This window comes from Guptibacillus hwajinpoensis (assembly GCF_001039475.1).
GTDB lineage: Bacteria > Bacillota > Bacilli > Bacillales > Guptibacillaceae > Guptibacillus > Guptibacillus hwajinpoensis.
The window spans coordinates 152696-172583 of sequence record NZ_LELK01000004.1; the positions used below are offsets into that span (position 1 = coordinate 152696).

Here is a 19888-nt window from a genome sequence, read left to right on the forward strand (position 1 = left end):
CATTCCTCCATTGTGACAAGACTCTATACTAATTCAGCTTCAGCTTGTTCTACGGCTTCGTCGTGTGCTGTACAGCGGTTATAACCGCCAACGCGCTTCTCAAGTTGCTCACCAAACTGAAAGAGCGCTTCTTCATTCCCAACGCGACTAACAAGCTGCACACCAATCGGTAGCCCATCTCTACTCATACCAACAGGAACGACAAGGGAGGGAAGTCCCCATACATTGGCGTAAGCGACGTTTGGCATGTAATTGAGAAACGTTTTACGTATCGAAAATAGCTCTTGATAGAGTTGACCGTGAACGGGAGCTGGCGAATGGTAGACAGGCATAATTAAGATGCGATCGTCTAAATAGTCTTCTAGAATATCATCACCACGTTTTAGCGCAACGTGAATCTGGTTAATTTGCTTTTGCGTTGGTTTAAAAAGTCTTGCCCCAATTAATGCCCACGAAAGGTAAGGATGGACATCAGAGTTGCGGAAGAACTTCTCTTTCATAAACTCTCCAAATGGACTTGCCCTGTCATGATCAACCATAAGCTTTGCCATATCGGCTCCACCATCAATTGACATCATTTGCTGCCACATTAAGGCGGCTTCATTAAAGAACGGCGGATTTGCTTGTTCTTCGGCAAGTTCTCCATCGAACGTATCTCTTATACTCGTTATCAACTGATACGTCTCACGGTTAATCGGAAAACGATGGTGTGGAAGGGGATAGACTATTTTAAAATCGGAAAGGCTGCGATTCGGCGGTTGTTCATTCGCGATAATCTGGTTGATCAATCTAGCATCCTGAACAGATTTACTCATCGCTCCGATGCCAAGCATACGCTCCTGCTCTGGTTTATCGACATAAGGGAAATTGCCTTCTTGTGATACCTGACGATTTCCTGATTTAAATCCGACAACTCCGTTAAAATGGGCTGGAAAGCGTATCGAGCCACCGATATCTGCTCCAATGCCAACAGCGGCACCGCCTGCTGCAATTAGCGAACCTTCTCCGCCGCTTGATCCACCGGCAGTTCTTGTAATATCCCACGGATTATTCGTTCTCCCATAATGCTTATTATCCGTTTCCTGACAGAAGCAGAGGGCAGGGGTGTTCGTTTTACCGAGTATGATTGCTCCTTCTGCTCGAAGACGTCTAATCACTTCTGCATCCTTTTGCTCACGCGAGCCAGCTCGGTAGCTAAGACCGCCGGTAGTGGTCATATTCTCAACATGAAAACACTCTTTTACACTGATTGGAACCCCGAATAAACGTCCCCTAGGTTCTTCAGTTGTTAGTGTGTAATCAGCTTTCCTTGCTTCTTCTATGGCAGCTTCAAAACGGTTCTCAACAAGACAGTTTAAGACAGGGTTAATGGTCTTTAGGTGATCGATATACGTTTTAACGGCATTGTACGATGAAATTTCTCGATTGGAAATTTCCTTCGACAGGGACAAGGCATCCATTTCTACTAGTTTCATGCTATCCCTCCAGATAGTGTCGGCCTATCCTCCGACATCGGTTAATTTATCTATTCGGCTTTAACCATCAGAATCCTTTATTAGGAGAAAGAGAAAAGACACTTCGTTCAATGGACGAAATGCCTCTTATCTTTACAGGACAACCGAAGATTCTGAAGGAAGCGGGCCGTAGAATACTTCACGCTCATCTGTTTTCGGATCGTAGTAAACAAGTAAAATATTTTGTTGATCAGGATTTGGAGCAGTTCCTGGAAGAACATCAATGATCGTATGTTTATGAAGATCGCGTTCTGTTAGATTTAGCGCTTGATAAGCTTCTCCTAGAAGGAGCGGGTTCTCGCTAATTCGTTTTAATAGAGCTAGTTCTTCTTCTTTCGGAAGACGATCGCTCCACCAAACAGTACGCGGCTTCTTTTTTGATTTGGAAAGATAATCGATTTTCAATAGCGTTGTAACGTGCTCTAAGTGTTTTGGTGCATGGATGCTAATGAAAGCTGCGAGTCGACGAAATAGATCTTCAAGTTGATGACCAATTCGTGACCATCCTTTTCCTTCCCAGTAGCTACCGAACTCCTGGAAGAAGTCAAATGGAGATGGAAAAACAGTTGTTACTAAATATTCAATCGTTGTATCCATTCGATGATCATTCCAGTATTTCTCGAGTACATCTTCTACCTGTTTAATACGAATCACGTCATCAAAGGATAGAACGTTATTTCCGAGAATTTCATATGGAGCATTATCCATATAAAGATAGCCATGTTTCTCCGCACTTAGGCGGACACCTGTACCACGAAGCATTTTAAGAAAGCCAAGCTGTAGCTCTTCTGGTCGGAATGAAAAAACATCGTTAAACGTTTTACGGAACGAATTGTAATCTTCTTTTGGAAGGCCTGCGATTAGATCAAGATGCTGGTCAATTTTCCCGCCATCTTTCACCATTGTGACCGTTCGTGCGAGCTTCTCGAAGTTCTGTTTTCGCATAACAAGTTCGTTCGTCTCATCATTCGTAGATTGAATGCCTATCTCAAATCGGAAAAGACCTTTTGGCGATTCACGATTTAGAAATTCCAGCACTTCTGGACGCATAATGTCAGCAGTAATTTCAAATTGAAAAACGCAGCCTGGTCGATGCTCATCAATTAAGAATTGAAACATATCAATTGCATAGTTTCTTCGAATGTTGAACGTTCGATCGACGAATTTAATTGTTTTGGCACCATTGTCCATTAAGTACCGAAGCTCTTCCTTTATGCGTTCGGCAGGGAAATACCTGACACCAACTTCGATTGAAGAGAGGCAGAATTGACACGAATACGGACAGCCGCGACTTGTTTCAACATACGTTACACGGCGACCAAGGTCAGCGAGATCTTCTTCAAATCGAAATGGAGAAGGAATGTCACTCAAGCTAAGTTTTGGTGCAGGTGGGTTAATGTGATTCGTCCCGTCTTTCCGATAGGCAATGCCTTTAACGTGTTCGGCATCTCCTGATTCAATTGACTGAAGAAGATGTTTGAACGTTTCTTCCCCTTCACCCATCACAATATAGTCGGCCTGTGGAATGCGGTCGAGCCACTCATACACATCATATGAAACTTCAGGACCACCGAGTACAATCGTTAGCGATGGATTTACTTTTTTCAGCATTTCAATAACCGGAATCGTCTCTTCAATGTTCCAGATATAACAGCTAAACCCAATCACATCCGCCTTCATGCTATGAAGGTCACTTACAATATTCATAAGAGGATCTTTAATCGTATATTCTGCCATCTTTACGTCATACTCTGGGGCGGCGGAGGCTTTTAAGTAACGCAACGCGAGACACGTATGGATAAACTTCGCATTTAGCGTACTAACGACAATCTTCATTCTTTTCCAACTCCTGCATCTTTAATTTCTTCATTATATCACCTTAAGGAAAAATTAATCAGTTACAGAATAAGGAACTTACAGTCTGACTATTCGGAAAATATTTGAAAAGAAAGCGCTTACGTGAGAGAATAGATGAAAAAAAGCAGGGAGTGACTCTAGTGGAACTTGCTTCAATAACGCCTGAACATCCTTTTTCAGAACAGGACTTCGAGTACACAACGCTTTTGCCGAGTTATCGCGTCGATCTACGGAATGCAAGAAACGAGCAGTTGAATCGATTTTTGAATGCTAATGTTGTTAGTGACTGGTCACAGCTGTCATGGAAAGAGATTGGTAGGCCATTTGAAGTAAAGAAGCTTGCAAAGGAACGGAGAGATTGGGAGAAGGAGCACGAGCAGGACATGCCTGTGAAAAAATCCTGGGAGTACTTCAATCGCTCGTTCCATAATCTGTTTATGCAAGACGTGCCTGCCGAACAGGAGCGTCTTAAATCATCGTTAAAAGATAGTTTCAAAGGCTTCCACCTTCATGATATCAAGCAAGGTCTAGGAGAGATGGCGCGGCTATCTCTGTGGAATTACGTCCACCGTATTGAAGATGGCATCTGGGATCCGCGTGGGAAACGAGCTCTATTTGAAGGGTTAGACGTAGAAAACCCTCGCATCCTCTTTCTCGGTGCCGCTGAAGGATATGAGGCGATGCAGCTTCACGCGATGTATCCTGGTGGAGAGGTTGTCATGGTCGATTATGATGCATTTTGTAAGACGGATCGGTTTGCGCACTTTCCTAACACCTATCCATTCCTTGGTACAAATCCACAAACAGGAGCTCCAAAGGTCTGGTACAAAGATCAAATGAACATAACCTATCTTGTAAAAGATATTCGAGATCTTGATTTTCATAAAGAGTTTGATATTGTGCTGAGCGTTGGTTTGCTTGAGCATGTACCAGATGAACACAAGCCAGCTATACTAGAGTGGCACCGGAAATTCGTGAAAGATGATGGTTATGTCATCATGACAACACCTCGGAATCAGATGAAATCGAGAATCTATTATCACGTGATGGCCGATATGATGAACCATACGTATCGCGAATTAATGGATATCCGGCAGATGGGTTTGTACGCGTATGAGAACGGTTTGGATATTGTGAGGCACGGGTTTATTAAAGTTCACAATGGCATTATCGCAAGGGCACGTTAGTAGCACTTTAACCCTAACTATGGTAAAAGTGAGGTGAAATGATTTGAGGAGGGATTAGATGAGTGTTCATTCGTTTACGGCAGAAACGCTTCAAGGAAAAGAGCTTCCGCTATCTGAATACAGCGGTAAAGTGCTTCTGATTGTGAATACGGCAAGTAAATGTGGGTTAACACCACAGTATGTAGGGTTACAGGAATTGTATACGTCTTTTGAGGATAAACCGTTTGAAATTCTTGGTTTTCCTTGTAATCAGTTTGGTGCACAAGAACCAGGATCAGAGGAAGAAATTGAAGAGTTTTGTTCGATCAATTACGGTGTAAGCTTCCCAATGTTTGCAAAAGTGGACGTGAACGGGGAAGAGGCGCATCCACTGTACAAGTATTTAACAAACGAAGCACCTCATGTCCCACATGAAGATATTCCATGGAACTTTACGAAGTTTTTAATTGATCAAGACGGTCGAGTAGTCAAGCGCTTTGAGCCAACAACAGAGCCATCTTCTCTTAAAAAAGAGATAGAGGAAATGCTCTAAAAAGGTTCGAATATTGTCGGAATGGGGTATATCATTTCTGAGGTGATTTTCAAAATGAAATGGTGGATTCCGTTTTGCTATATGATAGGCACGTTTGCCGGAGCGATGTTTAGTGGCTGGGCCATGGACCGTGAATGGGATGTGTTTCCTTCTTTTGCAATGGCGATAACAGCATTTTTTCTAAGTTTACTATACATTGTCGTTCGTGATATTGTTCCAAAAGTCTTTGATCAAACCCTGCGCAACTAGTGCACAGGGTTTTTTTCTATAATGTATTTAGTGGGGGAGTTGTGCTGGAGTTAGCGATGATGTGAGTTCTTCTTACGTAAATTTTTTAAAATAGTTTAAAAAAATACACTTTGCTAATTGAAGCGGAAGGATGCTCGAATCCTGCGGGACTAACGGGACAGGTTAGACCCCACAGTAGCGACGAGGAGGCTTTCCGCCCGCCCTGCGGAAAGCGAGCACCTGGAGCAGAAATTAACCACTAATCTAATAGCAACAACCTTTAAGAAAACAGCCTTTCAACAACTAAATGGAAAAGGGTGAAAGGGAGGCTCTGCAGGATATAGAAATTCAGATTTGCCGTTCTTCCATTTCCAAGCTGCATAAGCAGCGAGGCAGGCGTCGAAGGAGTGGGAGGATTGAAGAACGTCAGCTGGAATTCCGTGGACCCCGTCATTCTCGAGAAACGCTTGTAGCTGATGACGCGGTTCTTCGTCTGATTTATAGGTAAGGACTGACGTGAGATCTGGTGAACGTAGTCCAACTGATGCTCCTGGGTGAACTTCAACAATGCTAGCAGGTGTTGTGCTTGATAACCCTCTTGAAAGGGTGATTCCTCTGAGCGTTAAGTAAACCATTCGCGTCATGGTGGGCGTCATGATCGATCCGCTCTTCATTCCTTTTGCGATGATTTGTTTTCGTAAAGCACGATCCGCTTTCCGATCTCCTCCGCCAGGCTGATAGGAGAGGGGAGCATCAATTCCGATAACGAACGGATCTGTTTGCTCTTGCAATAGCTTATAAATATCTTCATCTGTTGCGCCGTCTACGATTTGTTGGAAACGAAGCTTGGACTCATCCTCTTTAAAGAACGCGAGAGATGTCTCTTTTGTATTGGAAGGGCCGGATAGGTCAATACCTACATATAAGGTCATACAGATTTCTCCTTCAATGTTTGTTTACGTACACATTAAATTGAAAACGGGTTCATGTAAACCCAATACGTACGTTATAATGGAGTAATAGAAACGGACTGATACGTATGGTGGAATTGAAACAGAAAGTATTTAAATTTGTAGGCGGACGAATTCTTAAGACGGGTCTGGCAGCTTTTTTGACGGCCTGGATTTGTGATGCGCTTGGACTACCTGTTCTATTTGCGGTGATCACGGCCATTGTAACAGTTGAGCCAACAGCATCTGATTCTATTAAAAAAGGAATCGTGCGCTTTCCAGCCGCAGCGATTGGCGCAGGGTTTGCTCTGTTGTTCGAATCGTTTCTTCATCAATCTCCCTTCACTTACGCGCTTGCCGCGACCTTCACACTTATTGCTTGCCATAAGCTCGGTCTCGATGACGGTATGCTTGTTGCAACGCTTACGGCAGTAGCAATGATCCCAGACGCATCAGGTGATTACATGTCTTCTTTTGTCTTTCGTCTCAGTACAACGTTAATCGGCATTGTGGTCTCAACCGCTGTAAACTACTTTGTTATGCCTCCCAAATTTCATACTATGATTAACCAGGGTGTCGAGCGACTGTACCATAATGCGGGTGATTTACTGGAACAGATTATAGCTGATTTAACTCACGCTAGAAAGCAAACGCTCGTCTATCAGCGATTAAGCCGAGATCTCGAGCGAACGTATAAATTAATTGGTTATCAGCGTGAAGAATGGAAGTACAGAAGACACAGTATGCATGAAGTTCGTACTTTTTCTGTTGTACTCAAGAAGCTTGAATATTTGCAGAAGATTCTTTATCACCTGGGCAATATGTTATACACAAATATGAGAAAAGGAATAGATGAAGAAGATCATCGCATTATTTGCGAAGCGGGTCGTTCTATTTCAAAAGCATTCCATAAACCATCCAACCAGCTGACCCAAAAACACATAGAAAGCATTGAGAAGTTAGACGACCTGTTTCATAGACTCGATAATGAGCGAACAGAAGTGGATGAACCACGTCATCATTTTACAGGAAAGATGATTGTGATCTTTGAGCTATTATCATTAAACGATGTGATTGATGATCTTTGCACATTGGAACAAAAGGAAGATCGCTACACGAAAAGGGAGAGAGAACGATGACTCTATTATTTGAGGAGAAGTGGGATCGGACCATTGCTCCACGTGATCGGCAAATGTTCCAAACGATTTACGAACAGAACCCGATTGAGAAAGGTAGACTGAAGTTTGTTCCAGTGCGAGCTGCTTTTAACCATCAAGGCTGCGTCCTTGCTTCTGTTTGTATTCTAAATGGAACGGAAGACTGGCTTTTGCAAGATCGATTGCTGTATTACAAGGAAAAGGATGACGTAGTAGCGAAGGAACGCTTCACTCATGATCTTATCATTCCATCTATGACAGCTGTTCCATGGACGTTTATTTATCACCCGAACTCATTTATTCAACCTCCATCACTTCATAATTGGGATATTTCATTATAAAACGATTAGTAGCAACAAAAAGTACATCTGCATTCAACTGATTTTCTCTTTTGTTCGACAGAATCCAACCCTCTGGACTAGTCGAATGAAATCGAAATGAGTAGAATTGCAGGTTTTTTTGTATTACAACAGAAACTTGAAAATAGATCTGTTCTAACTGCCTGTACCATTCAAAAGAACATTATGGTATATTTAATTTGAAATTTTCTAACTATTAAGGGGGAGAAGTAGCATGGGAAAGAAAAGAATATTTAGTCTATTCGTAGCTGTACTATCACTCACGATGGTACTCGGAGCTTGTGGGGGATCGGATGGTGAAGCAGGTGGATCACCTTCAGAGCTCAGTTTACTAACAGGTGGAACTGGTGGAACTTACTTCCCACTTGGTGGTGAGCTTGCCAACATCATTCAAGATGAAACAGACATTGAGAGTGCGAATGCTCAGTCTTCTGGTGCATCTGTTGAAAACATGCAAATCCTTCAAGATGGCGATGCAGATATTGCGTTTACCCAAACAGATATCGCAGCATATGCCACAAAGGGTGAATTAATGTTCGAAGATGGCAAAGTCGATAACATTCAAGCAATTGGAACGCTTTATCCTGAAACCATTCAAGTTGTGACACTTCAGGAAACGGGTATATCTTCGATTGATGACCTGAAAGGGAAGAAAGTATCAGTCGGTGCTCCAGGTAGTGGAACATATGCGAATGCAGAGCAGGTTCTAGAAATACACGGCATATCAATGGAAGACATTGATGCACAGCACCTTGCGTTTGATGAATCAACTGAAGGTATTCAAGATGGCACAATTGATGCTGCATTCATTACATCTGGAACACCAACTGGTGCAGTTGAAGGGCTATCAGCCGTTAAGCCTGTGACGATCCTTCCAATTGAAGATGACAAAATCTCTGAACTAGTTGAAAAATATCCATACTATGCTGAAGATACAATTAAGAGTGGAACATATGGCCTCGAAAGCGAAGTCAAAACGGTTGCAGTTCTAGCGATGCTAGTAACACGTTCAGATCTAGATGAAGATTATGTGTATCAACTTACAAAGGCGATCTTTGATAACTCAGATAAAATCACACACGCAAAAGGTGAATTCATCACAGCTGACAGCGCTTTGGAAGGTGTTGGAATCGACCTTCATCCAGGTGCCCAGAAGTACTTTGATGAAAAAGGTGTCGAGTAACGCTAGATAATCTCTTTGAAAAGGATGTGATGGACGCAGGTGAAAAGCCTGCGTCCTCTTATTATGAACCCTTCTAATTCGACGAGACAATTTTTGTTTCAGACCATAGTCGCACTTGTGCTTATATCCATTGTTTTCTTGTATCCGTTTTTCCCAGTTATGGCTGTCGAAAATGGGGAGTCGGGAAAAGTTCTTGCGTACCTTCCGTTTGAAGACGATCCATCGAGTTTTGACATTCGCTACACGCATTCTGTTCATAAAACACCTGTGCAGGAGTCGTATTATATTGCTCAATCAGGAGAGATTGTTCAGTATGAACTTGCTTATGAAACGTTCGGGGTCGGCATGCCTTCAGATGCAGGGGAAGGTGAACGATTTGTACAGGATGAGGATGGCTATAAGATTAAAGATATGAACCGGCAATTTCCATTTATTGATCTTAGAACAGGCAAAGTAATAGCTGATCATATTCTTCTTGTGCAGGGTAAAGAAATTGAACTGAGTACGTTTATTAAACCTGGCTCCTGGGTGCATTTAGAATCTGAATCGATCAGCTTATGGCAGTGGATGAAAGGAGTTAATGTTCTTGAGCAATAACGATCAGCCTCCGAAAACAAAAGAAGAGAAAGAACACCTAACAGACGAACAAACGCAGGAATTGATGGCCAAATTTGATCCAGAAGCAGGACATCGCAGGCTGACAGGCATACTTGGGTGGATCTCATTAGCTGGACTTGTCGGCTTCTCCGTCTTTCAGCTGTATACGGCGATCTTTGGAGTATTCACTGCACAGCTTCAGCGCTCAATTCACTTAGCGTTCGCGCTCGGACTTATTTTTCTATTGTTTCCAGCATCAAAGAAAAGGTTAAAAAAGAAAACGCGATTTCAGGTTGCCTGGTATGATGGGCTGCTTGCACTTATTGGAGTGTATGTCGGCATGTACTGGCCGCTTAACTTTGAAGAGCTCGTTTTCCGGGTTGGTCGTCTAACAACGCTTGATTTAATTGTCGGGCTTTTAGCGATTCTCCTTGTTCTTGAAGCGACGAGGCGAGTAGTAGGGTTACCGATTACGATCATTACGTCGATTTTCTTGCTATATTCGTATTTTGGTCCTTATATGCCAGGCTTTCTTCAACACAGAGGACTAAGCATCGACCGAATTATTCGTTCGATGTATTTTACAACAGAAGGGATCCTTGGAACCCCACTCGGTGTATCGGCAACGTTTATTTTTCTCTTCCTTCTATTTGGTGCCTTTCTCGTGAAAACGGGTGTAGGTCAATACTTCAATGACCTCGCCCTTGTCATCGCAGGAAAGCGAGTTGGCGGACCAGCTAAAGTAGCGATATTCTCAAGTGCGCTTCAAGGAACGATTAGCGGAAGCTCTGTTGCCAACGTTGTAACGTCTGGTTCCTTTACCATTCCAATGATGAAACGTCTTGGCTATCGAAAAGAGTTTGCTGGTGGCGTTGAAGCGGCTGCTTCAACAGGTGGTCAGCTTATGCCACCGATTATGGGAGCGGCAGCATTCCTAATGGTTGAATTTATTGGTGGCGGCATTACATATTGGGAAATTGCTAAGGCTGCTGCAATCCCTGCGCTGCTATATTTCACAGGAATTTGGATTATGACACACTTTGAAGCGAAACGAATTGGCTTACGAGGGCTAACTGAAGAAGAAATGCCAGATCGAAAAGCGGTTCTCGTCAAAATTTACTTGCTGTTTCCGATCGTAGCGGTTATTTTCTTTTTAATGTCTGGTACATCTGTTACACGTGCTGCACTTTATGCCATTCTAACCGCAATAATAGTTGGCGCAATTAATAAGGAAACGCGAATGGGCATAGGTGATTTCATTGATGCACTTGCAAATGGTGCACGAACGGCACTCGGAGTTGCTGCAGCGACGGCCGCAGCGGGTATGATTGTTGGGGTTGTGACACTTACAGGTCTCGGACTGAAGCTTGCGAATAGCCTTGTTTCCCTTTCTGGTGAGAACCTTCTACTCACTCTTTTCTTTACGATGATTGCATCGTTAATACTTGGGATGGGCTCACCTACAACAGCAAACTATGTTATCACATCAACGATTGCGGCACCTGCGCTGATCGTGCTTTCAGTGCCTGAGCTTTCTGCGCATATGTTTGTGTTCTACTTCGGAATCGTCGCAGACATTACGCCACCTGTAGCCCTCGCAGCGTTTGCGGCAGCTGGTGTGTCAGGGGGCGAGCCGCTCCGAACCGGGGTGCAATCGGCAAAGCTCGCCATCGCCGCGTTTATCATTCCATACATTTTCGTGCTCTCACCTGAGCTGATGATGATTGATACAACGTGGCAAAGCCTTCTATGGGTTCTGTTCACATCTTTAACAGGTATGATTAGTATTGGTGCAGGTATGATTGGGTACTGGTACCGCCGAACGAATGTTGTTGAGCGAATCGCAGGCGTTGCAGCTGGTGTTATGCTTATTTATCCAGAAGGATTTACTGACTTAATTGGGCTTGGTCTCTTTATTGCCTTACTCGTTCTTCAATTTGTTGTGAAGGGTGACGACAAAAAACAAGTTGCCAATGCATAAATGAGCTACCCACCATGTGGGTAGCTTTTTCTATGAGAAAAACGATGCATCATGCGGATTCCAGGTTGTAGAAGAGTGTGATATGATGTAAGCGTCGTCATTTATAGAAATTAATTTAAGAAGGCTCTTTTCTAAAAGATTGTTGTTTTTGAAGCAATTATTGAATAAAACTCAACACTTCGCTGATTGGAGCGGAAATCAAACGCTATACAGTAAAAGCAACAATGTCTACGAAAAGAGCCTTTAAGAAAAAGGACTTCACTGCTTTTTATCGAAGTGGAACCTGTTAGCTTATACATTGAAGGAGGATCACAATGGATTATCGTATTGAACGAGACACAATTGGAGAAATCAAAGTACCAGCAGATAAAATGTGGGGTGCTCAAACGCAGCGTAGTAAGCAGAATTTCAAAATCGGTATCGAACAAATGCCGCTTGAGGTTGTTAAAGCATTTGCGATTCTGAAGAAGAGCGCAGCCATTGCGAACCAGCGTCTTGGGAAGCTAGAAGAAGTGAAAGCAGACGCCATTGTGAAAGCAGCGGATGAAGTGATTAACGGCGAGCATAATGAGCATTTTCCGCTCGTAGTATGGCAAACCGGAAGCGGTACGCAGTCCAACATGAACATGAACGAAGTGATCGCCTATCGTGCGAATGAACTTTTACAAGAACAAGGAAGCGAAGCGCGCATTCATCCCAATGATGATGTGAATAAATCTCAGTCTTCTAACGATACGTTCCCAACGGCACTGCACGTTGCTGCAGTCCTATCTGTTGAGGATCATCTTTATCCTGCTCTCATCGAGCTGAAAGAAACGCTTTATCAAAAAATGAAAGATTATGACCATATTATTAAAATTGGTCGTACGCATCTTCAGGATGCAACGCCACTTACGCTCGGTCAAGAAATCAGCGGATGGCACCGTATGCTTGTGAAGTGTGAAAGCATGCTTCTAGAAAGTGTGAAATACATGAAGGAACTTGCGATCGGTGGTACAGCAGTTGGTACTGGACTGAACGCACATCCGAAGTTCGGTGACATGGTTGCTGAAGAAATTAGCAAGATGACATACAAAACATTCGCATCAGCGGAAAACAAGTTCCATGCGCTTACAAGTCATGATGAAATTGTTCACGTGCACGGTGTTCTGAAAGCACTCGCAGCAGATCTTATGAAAATCGCGAACGATGTACGCTGGCTTGCAAGCGGACCACGCTGTGGTATTGGTGAATTGAACATCCCAGCTAACGAGCCGGGAAGCTCGATTATGCCAGGAAAAGTAAACCCAACTCAGAGTGAGGCACTAACGATGGTTGTGGCTCAGGTAATGGGGAATGATGCTACAATCGGTTTCTCAGCCAGTCAGGGGAACTTTGAATTGAACGTATTTAAACCGGTTATCATTTATAACTTCCTACAGTCTTCTCGTTTACTTGCAGACGGCATGAAGTCATTTACCGATAACTGTGCAGTTGGCATCGAGCCAAACGAAGAAGTGATTCAAGATTACTTGAAGAACTCGTTAATGCTTGTAACAGCACTTAACCCGCACATCGGTTATGAAAATGCAGCGAAAATCGCGAAGAAAGCCCATGAAGATGGTACAACGCTTCGTGAATCTGCTTTAGAGAGCGGACTATTAACGGCTGAACAGTTCGACGATATCGTTCGTCCGGAAGACATGATTGCACCAAAAGAATAATGCAAAAAAGCGGGATCGCTGAGATTCCGCTTTTTCTGTGTAGCAGCAGCCCAGATCCTCCGGCTGTTTCACTCTATAGATTGAGACAAAAAAGCGTCTCATTCTATAGAGCTCCAACATCCTGCGGATCTAACCGGGCTACTTTCGCTTTTCTTGTCTAGCTACAGCAGCCCAGATCCTCCGGCTGTTTCACACTTTAGATTGAGACAAAAAGCGTCTCATTCTAAAGTGTTCCAACATCCTACGGATCTAGACGGGCTACTTTCGCTTTTCTTTCAGGAGTGGAGAGCGCTTACGCTTTCCGGGGTAATATGGCCATGATGCCTTTGTAGATCAAGACAAGTGCAAATAGCAGCGCTGCTAGAAAGCCAACAACTTCGAAGACCGGATTGAGACTAGATAAGAATGAATCAGTCTCAGACAGTTCAACTAAAGCAAACCCAGCAATCATAGCGGCTACGAAAAGCAATGTTCGATCCAACATATCAGCACTCCCTTTGAAAGAAATATTTTTAGTGCCCTACAAATATATGCAGTGACAAGAGTGGGAAGACCCCGATCTGTCCTGTTTTAGAATATATTTTTTAAAAGGCTCTTTTCGTAGATATTGTTGCTTTTAGATAAGTGGTTAATTTCCGCTCCAGGATGCTCGCTTTCCGCGGGACGGGCGGTGAGCATCCTTCTGCTCCAATTAGCGAAATGTGGTTTTTTTATTCAGTAATTGATTCAAAAGCAACAATTTATTAGAAAAGAGCCTTTTAAAAAGGGGGTCAGGCACGAGCCTGACCCCCATTACTGCACAGCGCTGCTTCGCTACAGCACTACGCTCTTTTATTTCCACTCCGCTACTTTATCTGTATCTGTTACAAATAAGAAAATCTTTCCTTGGTCCATTTCTTCTTCGTAGCGCTCTGATTCGTCTTCTGAGAATCCGATTTCCTGCATTTTCTCGCGCAGTTCGTCGCCTTTTTTGCTGAATACGTTCTTAAGGCTGCTGAGACCCATTTCCTTTTTGCCGATTGTATTCGCGTCAACGCCGTCTGCGACGCGTTCAGTGCGATCATCGTCATGAGATAGCACGTAAATATCGTCTTTGGATACTCCGATGTTGCTTAGTTCCTCAATGTCACTTTTCAGCTTCTCGTCGTTTTGGTATTCGCGTACTACTGGTCTACTCATTGTTAGTGCCTCCTTAAAAATTTCACTTTTTTCATCTCACAGATACTATACACGCTGAGAAATTGTTCTAAACGAGAAATTTGCACAGTGATGTGCTGGTTGATTGCACAAGAATAAGCCATAATATGTTCAAGACCTAACATGAAAGGGTATACCGAAAGAAGAACAATTATTTCAGGAGGCGATCGAAATGAGTTCTGAACAATTAGGTGTTAAACAAGGAAAGTTAGCGCCATGTCCGGATAAACCGAACTGTGTATCAAGTCAAAGTACAAGCGAAAAGAATGGCATGGAACCCATCTCATATAATGGCACAGCGGAAGACGCGCTGACTAAATTAAAAAGCATTTTAACAAATCGAGACCGTACGAAGGTTGTCGAAGCTGATACGCATTACATACGTGCGGAGGAAACGTCCAAGCTGATGAAGTTCGTAGATGATATCGAATTCTACATTGATACGGCAGGCGAGCACATCCATTTCCGCTCCGCTTCTCGTAAAGGGTATTCTGACTTCGGTGTTAACAAAAAGCGTATGGAAGAAATCAAGGAAGCATTTGAGAAATAAAGAACAGGTGCCGCTTGGCACCTGTTTTTCTACATTTAAAACTCATCTGCTTCGTCTTCTTCTTCTTCAAGTACATCTGCATTATCATCTTCACGTTCGTCTTCATCTCTTTCAGAGGAAAGGAACCAGCCGCCGAGCGCTATGGCAACGAGTACAGCCCAGAACGTGATTTTCCAAGCGGGCTCTTTAGGGAAATCCTCTGCAAGGATAGCAAGATTCGGGTGAGCAAGTGTGTAGATGGCGAGTTTAACCCCGACCCAACCGACGATGACGAAAGCTGCTGTTTCTAAGCCTGGTTTACGATGAAGCAAACGAACGAAATAATTGGCAGCAAAACGCATAATGATCAGACCAACGATTCCTCCTGTTAGAATAACTGCAAACTGACCACCGTCCATGCCACCGACTTTAGGTAAATTCGTGGTAGGGAGGGTAAGAGCTAATGCCACTGCAGCTAGAATGGAATCAACTGCAAAGGCAATATCAGCAAGCTCAACTTTTAAAACAGTCGTCCAAAAACCTGAGCCTTCATTATGCTTTTTCTTCTTCTTATCCTCTTTACGCTTACTAAGAATAAACTTCTTAACAAGATGATTTAAGCTGAGGAACAGGAGATAAACTGCTCCAATCGCTTGTACCTGCCATATATCTACAAGAAATGAAATAATAAAAAGGGAGCCAAAACGAAAAACAAATGCTCCCCCAAGTCCATAGAAAAGCGCTTTTTTACGCTTTTGGGGATCGAGATGCTTTACCATTATCGCCATTACGAGAGCGTTGTCTGCAGCAAGCACACCCTCGAGTCCAATTAGAACGAGCAGCACCCACCCGTACTCCAGTAAAAGACCAACATCCATGAGTATCTCTCCTTTGATTACTATGTAGTATCCCCAATCAACATCTCCTTACTAGATGAGCGAGGTGGCAAAACCCTGATCAGTACAGGTTTTTAACGAATCTGTAGCAAGTGGAATAGATACCAATTTCTTACCCTTCTAACAAAATAAGAAACGCATACGTTTTGAAATTGAGTTCAAATGGTATATCGTAGTACATGGAGGTGGTAACATGCGTTTATCCAATAAAAAAGTAATTAGTCTTGTTCATCATGAATATGAGGACCTTGAACTGACATATCCGTACTACCGCTTGATTGAAGAAGGAGCAACGGTTCACTACGTAGGTGAAAAAGCGGGTGAGAAGTATATCGGTAAATACGGCGTACCTGTCGTATCTGACTATGCGTATGACGACATTAACCCAGCTGATTATGACGCCATTCTTGTACCAGGAGGTTGGGCACCTGATAAAATTCGTCGTTTCCCGTCTGTCCTTAAAATGGTACAGCATATGGAAGAAAACAAAAAGCCAATCGGACAAATTTGCCATGCAGGCTGGGTACTGATTTCTGCCAAAGTACTTGAAGGTAAGAAAGTAACAAGTACGCCAGGCATCCGAGATGATATGGAGAATGCCGGAGCAACCTGGATTGATGAACCTGTCGTAATTGATGGCCATCTTATATCAGCTCGTCGTCCACCAGATCTACCGCAATACGGAAAAGCGTTCGCAGACGTTCTAGCTAACTCATAAGAAAAGCTCACTCCTCATGTTGGAGTGAGCTTTTGATTATTTTGTTACTCGTTCTAATTTCCCGGTTGCAGGATCAATCACTAGTCCGTGAACAGGCGTGTTTTTCGGAAGTAGTGGATGGTTTTGAATGGTTGCTACGCTATCACTAACTCCGTCATAAACAGTTTTAAAGCCTTCAAGCCATGAATGAAGGTCGATTCCGACGTGCTTTAGGGAAGCGACAACTTCTTCCGTCACTTGCTCCTCCATTTTATGAATCAGTTGATCAGGCTTAACTTTCCCGTTCCCACAATCGTGGTGGCCAATTACCCAAACTTCTTCAGCTTGAAGTTCATAAACCGCAATAAGAAGGCTTCGCATAATGCTATCAAACGGATGGCTAACGACTGCTCCAGCGTTTTTCACGATTTTGACATCACCATTTTTTAAGTTCATCGCGCGTGGAAGAAGTTCAACGAGGCGTGTATCCATACAAGATAGAATAACAACTTTTTTATCAGGAAGACCTGATGTTTCGTAAGGTACGTACTCTTTGTTCTCAACAAACTGCTCATTAAACTTTAGTACTTCATTAAGTGTATCCATTATTCAATCTCCTTGCTTTTATAATTTTGTTCATTTGCATAATGATTTGGTACACTAGTGATAAGATCCTTCAAATAAAGGAGTTTACCGACATGAAAGATATACCAATTAATCAGCTGGTTCATCAAATGAATGCTCGCATGAAACAGCTAACATATAATGTTGAAGAAAATGATGCAGATGTGGATGGCATTCGTGAAGAACTCATCGCGATCAAAACATACTGCGATATGTTGCTTCAGGCATCAGAATCAAAGCCTAAACGTCAGGCCCAACCTCTAGCAACGCAGCGTCCCGTACCTCAAGCGCCAGTCCAACAGCAGTCTCTCTCTTCAAAACCGATGAAAGAAGACGATGCAAACGAGGAATCGATCTTCGACTTCTAACACCAAACCGCTACTGCAGCGGTTTTTTTATACGCCAAAAGCTTTCGGATAGACAACCTCTCCACTCACATCACTCAGGGCGTCTTTCTTAAGTTCTCGTACCATGAATGAATCTCCTGCTTGGAACGGTCCTGTGATGTTTTTTTCGGACGCTGGAACAAACCCGAACTTCGGATAATATTCTTTGTGACCAAGTACAACAACATGCCGATAGCCAAGTGAGGTTGCTCGCATCATGCCATCCTTAATCAGCATACTGCCAATCCCTTCATTTTGAAGCTTAGGAACTACCGCAACAGGCGCAAGCGCGAGAGAAGGGACTGATCCTTTTTCGGTATGTAGTTCGATTTCGCTAAAAAGGATATACCCAACAGGTTCACTGCGGTTATGCAGTGCAACAAGTGAAAGCTCTGAAATAAATCCTTGCGACTCTCTAATGGCATTCACAAGCTGAACTTCATCTTCACTGTTAAAAGCTTCCCTTAAAACTTCTGAAATCGCCTCACGGTCTGCTTCCTTTTCCTCACGAATTTCAATCATGTGCGTACCTCCCTGTTTCAACTCTTATTTTTTCAAAAATGAAAATAAAAAGCAACTCAAAAGAAGAGCCCTCGCAAAAACGAGGACTCTGAATGTATATTGTTAGCTTCCTTTTGTAAAGGGTGTTGTTTTCATTAAAAAACTACACATATAGCTGATTGGAGCGGAAGGATGCTCGACTCCTGCGGGACTAGCGGGACAGGTGAGACCCCGCAGGCACGCCTAAAGCGTGCCGAGGAGGCTCAGCGTTCGCCCCGCGGAAAGCGAGCATCCTGGAGCGGAAATCACCCCTACTCTTATAGCATAAATGTCTGCTAAAAACAGCTTACTTGAAAAACGGATACTGACGGCGTTCTTGCTGAACAGAAATCCATTTCACTGTTGTGAACTTATCTAAAGCCCACTCTCCGCCAAATCGGCCAAGACCAGATTCTTTCTCACCACCGAAAGCCATGTGAGCTTCATCGTTAACAGGCTGATCATTAATATGAACCATACCCGTTTCAATTTGATGAGCAATCTGAACGCCGCGATTTAAGTCGCTAGAGTGAACAGACCCACTCAAGCCATATTGAGAAGCATTTGCCATTTCAATCGCTTCTTCATCTGTGCTGAATTTCAGAATTGGTGCAACGGAGCCGAAGATTTCGTCTTTCGCAATCGGCATGTCATTCGTCACGTTTGTCAGAATAACCGGATGCATCACATTGCCTTCCACTTCGCCACCGAGAATCTTTTCTGCGCCTTGATCGAGAGACGTATTGAGTGATTCTTGAATGCGTTCGATAGCGTCTTTGTTGATTAGTGGTCCCACAGCTGTTTTTGCGTCAGCTGGGTCACCAACTTGAAGGGAAGCGACTTTTTCTTTAAAGGCTTCAACAAACTCATCGTGAATGCTTTCGTGTACGATAATGCGGTTAATCGCCATACAAATTTGACCCTGGTGCAAGAATTTACCGAATGCGGCAGATTCAGCTGCTTGGTCAATATCAGCATCGTCCATCACGATAAATACGTTGTTACCACCAAGCTCTAGAGCTGTTTCTTTAATGTTCTTCCCAGCAAGCTCACCGATATGCTGACCTACTTCGGTTGAACCTGTGAAAGAAATTAACTTTGGAATCGGATGTGTTACAAATGCATCGCCAATTTCAGATCCGCGACCGGCGACAACGTTCAATACGCCTTTCGGTAGGCCAGCTTCTTCAAATAGCTCTGCAATAAGGAATCCTGCTGTTACAGGTGTTTCAGATGCAGGTTTTAGCACAACTGAGTTGCCTGTTGCAATCGCTGGTGCTACGGAGCGCATGGAAAGGTGAAGCGGGAAGTTCCACGGTCCAATAACGCCGATAACACCTTTAGCGCTTTTGTAAATGCGGTTTTCTTTACCAGGCGTATCAGAAGGTGCGATTTGACCTTTCATACGATAAGGGAATGATGCGGACTCTTTCACAACGCGAGTCGCTGCAGCCCATTCAACGTTTGCTTTAATTACTGTACTACCAGACTCTTTCACAAGCCAGTCGATGATTTCTTCTTTACGTTCTGTCATTAGCGCCGCAACTTTATCGAGAATTTGCTGACGCTTGCCAGGAGTCGTTTTCTCCCATGATTTTTGAGCTTCTTTCGCAATCGTGTAAGCACGATTTAGGTCTTCTTCAGACGCAGATTGTAATGTAAATAATTCCTCGCCGGAAAATGGATTATAATTTGTTACAGTTTTGTCGCTCGAACCCGTAACCCATTCGCCGTTAATGTATTGTTTCGTATATGTGTTAGACATGAATAG

Annotated in this window: 21 protein-coding genes; 12 read left to right on the forward strand and 9 right to left on the reverse strand. The window is 43.3% G+C overall.

Annotation, left to right across the window (positions count from 1 at the left end):
* Positions 1-23: 23 nt before the first annotated feature.
* Both AB986_RS11170 and AB986_RS11175 read right to left on the reverse strand, forming a co-directional pair.
* The gene (locus AB986_RS11170) at positions 24-1475 is read right to left on the reverse strand and encodes an amidase (RefSeq protein WP_048311241.1); all 1452 of its coding nucleotides are present in this window, start codon (positions 1473-1475) and stop codon (positions 24-26) included.
* Positions 1476-1607: 132 nt separating this feature from the next.
* A complete protein-coding gene (locus tag AB986_RS11175) occupies positions 1608-3350 on the reverse strand; it encodes a B12-binding domain-containing radical SAM protein (RefSeq protein ID WP_048311242.1) in 1743 nt (580 codons plus the stop codon).
* A gap of 161 nt (positions 3351-3511) precedes the next feature.
* On the opposite strand from AB986_RS11175, the gene AB986_RS11180 reads away from it, so the two are divergent.
* Genes AB986_RS11180 through AB986_RS11190 form a run of 3 tightly spaced genes read left to right on the forward strand, consistent with a single transcriptional unit; the run spans position 3512 to position 5339 of the window.
* Positions 3512-4558 carry a class I SAM-dependent methyltransferase gene (locus AB986_RS11180; protein WP_048311243.1) on the forward strand — a complete coding sequence of 349 codons (1047 nt, stop codon included), beginning with the start codon at positions 3512-3514 and terminating at the stop codon, positions 4556-4558.
* A gap of 58 nt (positions 4559-4616) precedes the next feature.
* Positions 4617-5090, forward strand: coding sequence for a glutathione peroxidase (locus tag AB986_RS11185; protein ID WP_048311244.1), 474 nt, complete (start codon positions 4617-4619; stop codon positions 5088-5090).
* Positions 5091-5144: 54 nt separating this feature from the next.
* On the forward strand, positions 5145-5339 hold the full coding sequence (locus AB986_RS11190; RefSeq protein ID WP_048311245.1) for a hypothetical protein: 195 nt from the start codon (positions 5145-5147) through the stop codon (positions 5337-5339).
* A 275-nt stretch (positions 5340-5614) separates the two neighbouring features.
* Here AB986_RS11190 and AB986_RS11195 read toward each other — a convergent pair whose 3' ends face one another.
* On the reverse strand, positions 5615-6250 hold the full coding sequence (locus AB986_RS11195) for a DUF429 domain-containing protein (RefSeq protein ID WP_048311246.1): 636 nt from the start codon (positions 6248-6250) through the stop codon (positions 5615-5617).
* Positions 6251-6357: 107 nt separating this feature from the next.
* Between AB986_RS11195 and AB986_RS11200 the strand changes: the two genes are divergently transcribed.
* The 6 genes from AB986_RS11200 to fumC all read left to right on the forward strand — a co-directional run bounded on the left by AB986_RS11200 (position 6358) and on the right by fumC (position 13248).
* Entirely contained in the window at positions 6358-7407 is a 1050-nt protein-coding gene (locus tag AB986_RS11200; RefSeq protein ID WP_048311247.1) for an FUSC family protein, read from the forward strand.
* Positions 7404-7766: an SLAP domain-containing protein gene (locus AB986_RS11205; protein ID WP_048311248.1), complete on the forward strand. Its 363-nt coding sequence runs from the start codon at positions 7404-7406 to the stop codon at positions 7764-7766. The genes AB986_RS11200 and AB986_RS11205 overlap by 4 nt, the downstream gene beginning before the upstream one ends.
* Before the next feature lie 232 nt (positions 7767-7998).
* Positions 7999-8967 carry a TAXI family TRAP transporter solute-binding subunit gene (locus AB986_RS11210; RefSeq protein WP_048311249.1) on the forward strand — a complete coding sequence of 323 codons (969 nt, stop codon included), beginning with the start codon at positions 7999-8001 and terminating at the stop codon, positions 8965-8967.
* Between the two features lie 93 nt (positions 8968-9060).
* The gene (locus AB986_RS11215) at positions 9061-9564 is read left to right on the forward strand and encodes a DUF1850 domain-containing protein (protein ID WP_236690372.1); all 504 of its coding nucleotides are present in this window, start codon (positions 9061-9063) and stop codon (positions 9562-9564) included.
* A 64-nt stretch (positions 9565-9628) separates the two neighbouring features.
* Positions 9629-11545, forward strand: a complete 1917-nt coding sequence (locus AB986_RS11220; protein ID WP_236690403.1) for a TRAP transporter permease — start codon at positions 9629-9631, stop codon at positions 11543-11545.
* A gap of 314 nt (positions 11546-11859) precedes the next feature.
* A complete protein-coding gene (gene fumC / locus AB986_RS11225; RefSeq protein ID WP_048311251.1) occupies positions 11860-13248 on the forward strand; it encodes a class II fumarate hydratase in 1389 nt (462 codons plus the stop codon).
* Between the two features lie 292 nt (positions 13249-13540).
* Here fumC and AB986_RS11230 read toward each other — a convergent pair whose 3' ends face one another.
* Together AB986_RS11230 and AB986_RS11235 are read right to left on the reverse strand one after the other, a co-directional pair.
* The gene (locus AB986_RS11230; protein ID WP_053216140.1) at positions 13541-13732 is read right to left on the reverse strand and encodes a hypothetical protein; all 192 of its coding nucleotides are present in this window, start codon (positions 13730-13732) and stop codon (positions 13541-13543) included.
* A 347-nt stretch (positions 13733-14079) separates the two neighbouring features.
* Positions 14080-14427 (reverse strand): YflT domain-containing protein, encoded by a 348-nt coding sequence (locus AB986_RS11235; RefSeq protein WP_048311252.1) that lies wholly within the window; start codon positions 14425-14427, stop codon positions 14080-14082.
* Positions 14428-14617: 190 nt separating this feature from the next.
* Here AB986_RS11235 and AB986_RS11240 point away from each other — a divergent pair, with 190 nt between their 5' ends.
* A complete protein-coding gene (locus AB986_RS11240) occupies positions 14618-14995 on the forward strand; it encodes a DUF1499 domain-containing protein (protein ID WP_048311253.1) in 378 nt (125 codons plus the stop codon).
* A gap of 35 nt (positions 14996-15030) precedes the next feature.
* On the opposite strand, the gene AB986_RS11245 is transcribed toward AB986_RS11240, so the two are convergent.
* Complete coding sequence (locus AB986_RS11245) at positions 15031-15852, reverse strand: TerC family protein (RefSeq protein ID WP_048311254.1); 822 nt, start codon at positions 15850-15852, stop codon at positions 15031-15033.
* A 211-nt stretch (positions 15853-16063) separates the two neighbouring features.
* On the opposite strand from AB986_RS11245, the gene AB986_RS11250 reads away from it, so the two are divergent.
* Positions 16064-16588 (forward strand): type 1 glutamine amidotransferase domain-containing protein, encoded by a 525-nt coding sequence (locus AB986_RS11250; protein ID WP_048311255.1) that lies wholly within the window; start codon positions 16064-16066, stop codon positions 16586-16588.
* A gap of 36 nt (positions 16589-16624) precedes the next feature.
* Here AB986_RS11250 and AB986_RS11255 read toward each other — a convergent pair whose 3' ends face one another.
* Positions 16625-17173 (reverse strand): beta-class carbonic anhydrase, encoded by a 549-nt coding sequence (locus tag AB986_RS11255; RefSeq protein WP_048311256.1) that lies wholly within the window; start codon positions 17171-17173, stop codon positions 16625-16627.
* A 92-nt stretch (positions 17174-17265) separates the two neighbouring features.
* Here AB986_RS11255 and AB986_RS11260 point away from each other — a divergent pair, with 92 nt between their 5' ends.
* A complete protein-coding gene (locus AB986_RS11260; protein WP_048311257.1) occupies positions 17266-17559 on the forward strand; it encodes a DUF5327 family protein in 294 nt (97 codons plus the stop codon).
* A gap of 27 nt (positions 17560-17586) precedes the next feature.
* On the opposite strand, the gene AB986_RS11265 is transcribed toward AB986_RS11260, so the two are convergent.
* Together AB986_RS11265 and AB986_RS11270 are read right to left on the reverse strand one after the other, a co-directional pair.
* On the reverse strand, positions 17587-18099 hold the full coding sequence (locus tag AB986_RS11265) for a GNAT family N-acetyltransferase (protein ID WP_048311258.1): 513 nt from the start codon (positions 18097-18099) through the stop codon (positions 17587-17589).
* A gap of 325 nt (positions 18100-18424) precedes the next feature.
* A complete protein-coding gene (locus AB986_RS11270) occupies positions 18425-19882 on the reverse strand; it encodes an aldehyde dehydrogenase family protein (RefSeq protein WP_048311259.1) in 1458 nt (485 codons plus the stop codon).
* Positions 19883-19888 lie beyond the last annotated feature (6 nt).